Origin of the sequence: Streptomyces atratus (genome assembly GCF_040655115.1) — a bacterium.
GTDB classification, from domain to species: Bacteria; Actinomycetota; Actinomycetes; order Streptomycetales; family Streptomycetaceae; genus Streptomyces; species Streptomyces atratus_D.
In genome coordinates, this window is the sequence record NZ_JBFAJH010000113.1 from 1 (window position 1) to 5382 (window position 5382).

The following is a 5382-nucleotide window of genomic DNA, read 5'->3' on the forward strand; positions in this document are numbered from 1 at the left end:
GGTACCTCACCCCACTCGAAACCCGAGCCAGACTGCAGCACGACTTCACCCCCGCAGCGTAAGCAACCGCTGTCCAAGATCAGGGGGGAACTTCATACTGACCCAGGGCCTGCCAGCCGATGGTTCCGTTCTGGACGGAGTGGGCTTCGTCCGCGCGGACGATCTCGCCCGCGGGCTTGCTGTCCGCGATGTGTCCCAGGATCGAGAGCAGGTCGTCGTCGGCGAAGCGCCCGGCCGTGGCGGCCAGACCGAGAGCCTGGTCGACTCTGTCGTTGCCCAGGACGGTGGCCAGCTCGACCGCGCGGGCCATCTTGGCGCGGATACGGACCGCGCCCGCGGGTCCGGCTTCCTTGAGCCAGCGACCCGCGACGCCATGGACGTGTTCATCAAGCTGGACACCGATGGAGACGGCGCGATCTCGCGCCAGGAATTCATCCGCGCGGTCCGTGAGCACTACCTCTCCGACAACCCCGACGCACCGGGCAGCCTGTTCTTCGGGCACCACTGACCCACCCTCTTCGAAGCACACAGCGAGCGCCGGATCGGTCTGACTCGCCCCTTGCCTCGCTGTCGTACCTCGACGGCGGGGCATCGCCCTATGCGTCACCGGTCGAGCACACGATCTGGCGGAGTGCTGCTGCTTCTCGTGAACATCGAACACGATCCCCAGGGCGCGACCAATCCCATGAACAGCCGCTGTTGCAGCTCATGAACAAAACCACCCCGTCCGAAGGCTCCTAACGGGGAGGACCTTTCCTCGGGCGGTCGTGCTCTGCTCGGAGCCGAAACGTGCGTCGATGACGAGGGCCCGACCGTGGCCCCGTCGGCCCCCGTACGGTCCGAGCGCAGAGCAGGGACGTACGGGGGCGCAGGGGTGAGGCAGGATCAGGCCGCCGGCGGCTGGCTGGAGGGGGCAGCCTGGTCGGAGGGCTGGTCCAGCTGTTGCTGGCGGCGCCGCTGCTCGTTGAGGTGGCCTTCGACGCGCTGGGTGAACAGCTTCAGCGCCTCGACTTCCCCGACCTCGCTGTAGGGGCCGATACCCAGGGTGACGGCGTTGGCCTCCTCCTCGATGGCGTCGGCGGTCTGCTGGAGGAAGTAGCTGCGCTCGCGGAATTTGTAGTAGCCGGTGAACATCGCGGCCACCGTGATAGCGAAGCTGATGACGGTTAGGGTGACGCTCTGCCAGGTCAGCTCCTTGCCGGTGTCCAGGGCCGCGATCGTGGTCGTGGAGGCTGAGCCGATCACGATGAGGGTCTGCAGGCTGTTGTGGATCCGCCGGTACTTGCGGCTGTCGGCCTGGTATTGCTCGATCGCGGTGGTGACTTCCTCGCGGTAGAGGTCGCGGCGGTCGTCCAGGGCGGGGCGCCCGTCGACCTTCTGTTTCCACAGCTTCTCCTGTGCGGAGGCTAGCTGCGCCTCGGCACGTTGAAGGGTGGGGAGGCCGCGCCCGGCGAAGTGCACCCCGACCAGCGCCAGTAGGGACATCAGGAGCAGGCTGCCGCAGATCAGATCACCCAGGACGAGCCGCGCCGGGTCGCCCGTGGTGAGCGCGGCGATGCCCGTGCCGATGACGGCGGTGGGTAAGGACAGCCAGCTGACCGCCCATCCGGCGCGCCAGATGAGGTCCAGCCGCCGGCGCCGGGCGAGCTTCTCCTGTGCGTCGATGACAAGGTTGGTGGTCACCACGTAAACCCGTTCGCCGGCGTCCCGCTTGCGGGCGCTGATCAGTTCGTCCGCCCCGGATCCAGGCACTCGCCCTGCTAGGCACGGCGGATGAGGCGGCGGACGGTGATGATCGTGTCCGCCAGGTCGAAGCTCACCAGCGCCAGCGCTGACTGGTCTTCGCGGACCGCTGGGTCGGGGACGACGAGCGCGGTCTCGGACTCGGTCGGGGCTTCCCTCTGGGCCTCTTCGACGATCGCCACGCCCTCGCTGGGGATCGCATCACTGGCCGAGGAGCCGCGACGGCATCCACGATCTCGCCGATGGCGGCCTGAGACACGTCCTGTGGGCTGTCCACGACGACCGGCTCCGAGGCGGCGAGTACTTCCCAGCCGGGTCCGTGAGCGTTAACCCCGGCTATTCACGGGAATTGGGCGAGCTGACGACCTGACAGCAGAAAGGTGCCGCTGACCTGCGAGGATGCGAGTGTCTAGGTCGTATCCGGTGCAGGAGTCAGGACACCTTTCTGGTGAGCGAGCGTACAGGGTGGGAGCGCGGCCTGTCGGTGACGGCCGATGGGAAGAGGCTGGTCGGGCACGCGGGGGCGGTGCTGCTGCGGAAGCTCGCGGACCGGGTCGGGCTCACGCGGGGCCTGGCGGGCGTGCTGCCCTGGAGCAGGGCGAACGGCTGGCGGGAGCGGGCCGGAGTACTCGTCCAACTCGCGGTCGCGATCGTGCTCGGGGCACGGAGTCTGCTGGAGGCCGAGCATCTCCAGCTGCACCACCAGGGCCTGTTCGGGCCGGCCGTCTCGGACTCGACCATGCGCCGGGTGCTGGCCGGGCTCGACGAACAGACCCTGCACAAGATCGCGAAGGTGCGGCGGCGGGTGCGCCGTCATGTGTGGACCCTGCTGCGCCTGCGCCCGGGCGGCTTTCCCTTTCTCACCGTCGCCGGACGCACCCTGACCGGTTGGATCGTCGTGGACCTGGACGCCACGGTCATCACCAGCGCTTCCAAGAAGGAAGGTGCGGCGGCCACGTTCAAGCGTACGTTCGGGTTCCACCCGCTGGCCGGCTGGTGCGCGAACACCGGTGAGAGCCTCGCCATGGAACTGCGAGCCGGCAACGCGGGGGCAAACACCGTCGAAGACCACCTGCGCGTGCTGACCGCCTGCCTGGATCAGATCCCGCACTCCTCGCAGGCCAAGCTGCTGATCCGCGTCGATGGTGCAGGCGCCACGCACGGCTTGCTGGACCACCTCGAAGCCCTGAACATCACACGACGCACGGTCCGCTACACGGTCGGCTGGAAGATCACCGATGAGGACGAGGCCGCGATCGCCACGCTCCCCGCCAGCGCGTGGCAGACCTCGCTCACACAGGAGGGCGAACTCCAAGCGGGCTACGAGATAGCTGAGTTGACCGGGGCCAACACCCGAGAGGACTGGCCGGAGGGGATGCGGGGCCCTGGGCGACGGCGTTCACAACCAGCTGGCGCAGGCTCACCGACCTCCCAGCTGTCACCTGACGGCCCGACCCCGCCCCGACGAGTCCCAGGAAGGAGAGGACCGACGGCACCCCGGGCCCGTGGAACCCGGCGCACCCGCGGCGTCACGCGACGGCCTGCCCTCCACCGGCAGAGGACATAACAGGCGAACCGTCGGACCAATCAACGACCGAGCCCCCCTGAAGAATCGAGGTTAAGGCGACCACGCTCGGGTGACTACGTCGACGTGTAGTATTCCGTAACCCGTAATCTGTAATTCCCGATTCGTTACCCATAGTCGGTTAATGGCTATGGGTAACGGACTCCGTAATAACCCGCATAAACGCGTACTCGAAAAAACTTCACGGAGTCGCACAACCATTTACTGGTGCCCCAAGTCTGATCAGTGGAGTCAGCAGACTCCAGAGACTGACTGGATCGGGCGCCGCGGAAGCATGCAACAGAGCTGTCCCGTGCGCCCCTTTTTCAGACGTGGGGAAACACATGCGCATTCGTGCCTCTGTCGCAGCAGCGACAGGCGCCCTGGCCCTCTCCGCCCTCGCCGTCCCGGCGGCACAGGCGGATGACAGCAACACCGTCTCCTCGTTCACGCAGAGCGTCGAGACCGACGCGGCGGTCGACCCGGCCGACGACGTCAGCGGAGACACCACGATCTCGAACGTGGTCGTAAACGGCGGCAAGGCCGTCGTCATGGGTGCGACCACGAAGAAGACCTTCACGGTCAGCTTCACCGCCACGGACGACTCGGGCATCGAGTGGGCGACCGCGGTGCTGTGGCACGGTTCGACCTTCGACAACCTCGACGGCGGCGTGGTGCCCAACGAGGACGAGGCCGTCTGCACCAAGGTCAACGACACGACCTCCACCTGCAAGCACACCTTCACTGTCGACGCCAACTACGACCTGCTGAACAAGCTGGCCGGCGGCTGGAAGGTCTGGGCGATCGCTCAGGGCACGGACGCTGACTACGTCCAGAAGGACAACGCCAAGGGCTTCAGCCTGCAGCGCATGTCGAAGCTGACAGTCAACGCGTCCCCGGAGCCGGTGGCGAAGGGCAAGACCATCACGGTCACCGGCGCGCTGACCCGTGCCGACTGGGAGTCGAACAAGTACGTGGGCCTCAGCGGCCAGTCGGTGGTGCTGCAGTTCCGCAAGGCGGGCACCACCAACTACACCAACGTCAAGGGCATCAAGTCGACCACGGGCGGCGCGCTGAAGACCACGGTCACGGCGTCCACCGACGGCTATTACCGCTTCACCTACGTGGGTATCGCGTCCACCGCGACGGTCAGCGCCGCGGGTGACTACGTCGACGTGAAGTAAGTCGGTGTGAGGTAAGCCGACGTGAAGTAGCCCATAGCCCCGTAGACGCGGGGCCGTAACGGATTAACGGATTTACGCGGGAAAGCGGCGGTCGACCCACCTCCACACGAGTTCCAGGGTGGCCGCCGCCACCACGGCGATACCCACCGCGCCCCACGGAATCGTCACCCCGACCAGCTTCAGCGAGAAGAAGTCCTGAAGCCAGGGCACGGCGAGCACCAGCAGGAACGCCACGCCCATCGCGGCGACGAGGCAGATTCGCCACCAGGTGCACGGCCGGGCGATGATCACGAGCACTGCGCGTCCGGGGACTCCTCGGTTGGCGTAACGACCTCGGCCGTGACCGTCATCGACTCGGACACCTGGGCGGTTGCCGTCAGATGACGCTCCCCGCCCGGTCGTCCTGCCAGCCCGCTACAGTTGAACTGTCCCTATCCCGCTTGCTGGCTGCTTGCTGCGACTCGGACCTGCCCCGCCCGTTCAGTGCCGGCGGGGCTTCGCACTGGCGGCGCTAATCGTTCTCAGACTGGGCACGCCTGCGCCGCCGCAGCGGTGCTGTCACCCACATCGTCAGTCCGACAAGGGAGAAGAGCACCGCCCCTCCGATGATGGTGGGGACGGCCGCCATGAGGAAAGGGGTAAGCAGCAGCTCTACCCACGTCGGCTCCTCGCCCATCGTGCTCCCACCCTGTGCCATAAACGCCACGACGCCAACGGGCGGCGATCAGTTCCGGATGCGCGCGTTGTCGGCGTACGACCTGGAGCGCAGAGCCGTGTACGGATGAACGTGCAGAGGTGCTAGCGGTGGTTTGTTAGACCGGGGAGTAGAGATCGAGTGGGTGGCCTGCGCCGACGGCGTTGATCAGGGCTTGGAGTTCGGGTGGCGGGGGT

General features: G+C 66.9%; 6 protein-coding genes and 1 pseudogene. 3 read left to right on the top strand and 4 right to left on the bottom strand.

The features are described 5' to 3' along the window. Nucleotides 1-79: 79 nt before the first annotated feature. Nucleotides 80-310: a hypothetical protein gene (locus tag AB0I23_RS40990; protein WP_359118311.1), complete on the bottom strand. Its 231-nt coding sequence runs from the start codon at nucleotides 308-310 to the stop codon at nucleotides 80-82. Nucleotides 311-373: 63 nt separating this feature from the next. On the opposite strand from AB0I23_RS40990, the gene AB0I23_RS40995 reads away from it, so the two are divergent. Further along, nucleotides 374-508, top strand: a complete 135-nt coding sequence (locus AB0I23_RS40995) for an EF-hand domain-containing protein (RefSeq protein WP_359118313.1) — start codon at nucleotides 374-376, stop codon at nucleotides 506-508. A 377-nt stretch (nucleotides 509-885) separates the two neighbouring features. Here AB0I23_RS40995 and AB0I23_RS41000 read toward each other — a convergent pair whose 3' ends face one another. Both AB0I23_RS41000 and AB0I23_RS41005 read right to left on the bottom strand, forming a co-directional pair. After that, entirely contained in the window at nucleotides 886-1752 is an 867-nt protein-coding gene (locus tag AB0I23_RS41000; RefSeq protein ID WP_359118314.1) for a DUF4231 domain-containing protein, read from the bottom strand. Nucleotides 1753-1760: 8 nt separating this feature from the next. Further along, nucleotides 1761-1925 (bottom strand): hypothetical protein, encoded by a 165-nt coding sequence (locus AB0I23_RS41005; protein ID WP_359118315.1) that lies wholly within the window; start codon nucleotides 1923-1925, stop codon nucleotides 1761-1763. Nucleotides 1926-2191: 266 nt separating this feature from the next. On the opposite strand from AB0I23_RS41005, the gene AB0I23_RS41010 reads away from it, so the two are divergent. Both AB0I23_RS41010 and AB0I23_RS41015 read left to right on the top strand, forming a co-directional pair. Beyond that, nucleotides 2192-3310 (top strand): transposase, encoded by a 1119-nt coding sequence (locus tag AB0I23_RS41010; protein ID WP_359118317.1) that lies wholly within the window; start codon nucleotides 2192-2194, stop codon nucleotides 3308-3310. Nucleotides 3311-3651: 341 nt separating this feature from the next. Then, the gene (locus AB0I23_RS41015; protein ID WP_359118319.1) at nucleotides 3652-4491 is read left to right on the top strand and encodes a DUF5707 domain-containing protein; all 840 of its coding nucleotides are present in this window, start codon (nucleotides 3652-3654) and stop codon (nucleotides 4489-4491) included. 72 nt (nucleotides 4492-4563) lie between these two features. Here AB0I23_RS41015 and AB0I23_RS41020 read toward each other — a convergent pair. Beyond that, a pseudogene (locus AB0I23_RS41020) lies at nucleotides 4564-4788 on the bottom strand (hypothetical protein); the annotation flags it as partial. Nucleotides 4789-5382: the final 594 nt, after the last annotated feature.

What these genes read in the sequence shown, in the direction of transcription:
- AB0I23_RS40990 (WP_359118311.1), bottom strand. Translation starts at nt 310, where the DNA reads ATGGCCCGCGCGGTCGAGCTGGCCACCGTCCTGGGCAACGACAGAGTC.
- AB0I23_RS40995 (WP_359118313.1), top strand. Translation starts at nt 374, where the DNA reads ATGGACGTGTTCATCAAGCTGGACACCGATGGAGACGGCGCGATCTCG.
- AB0I23_RS41015 (WP_359118319.1), top strand. Translation starts at nt 3,652, where the DNA reads ATGCGCATTCGTGCCTCTGTCGCAGCAGCGACAGGCGCCCTGGCCCTC.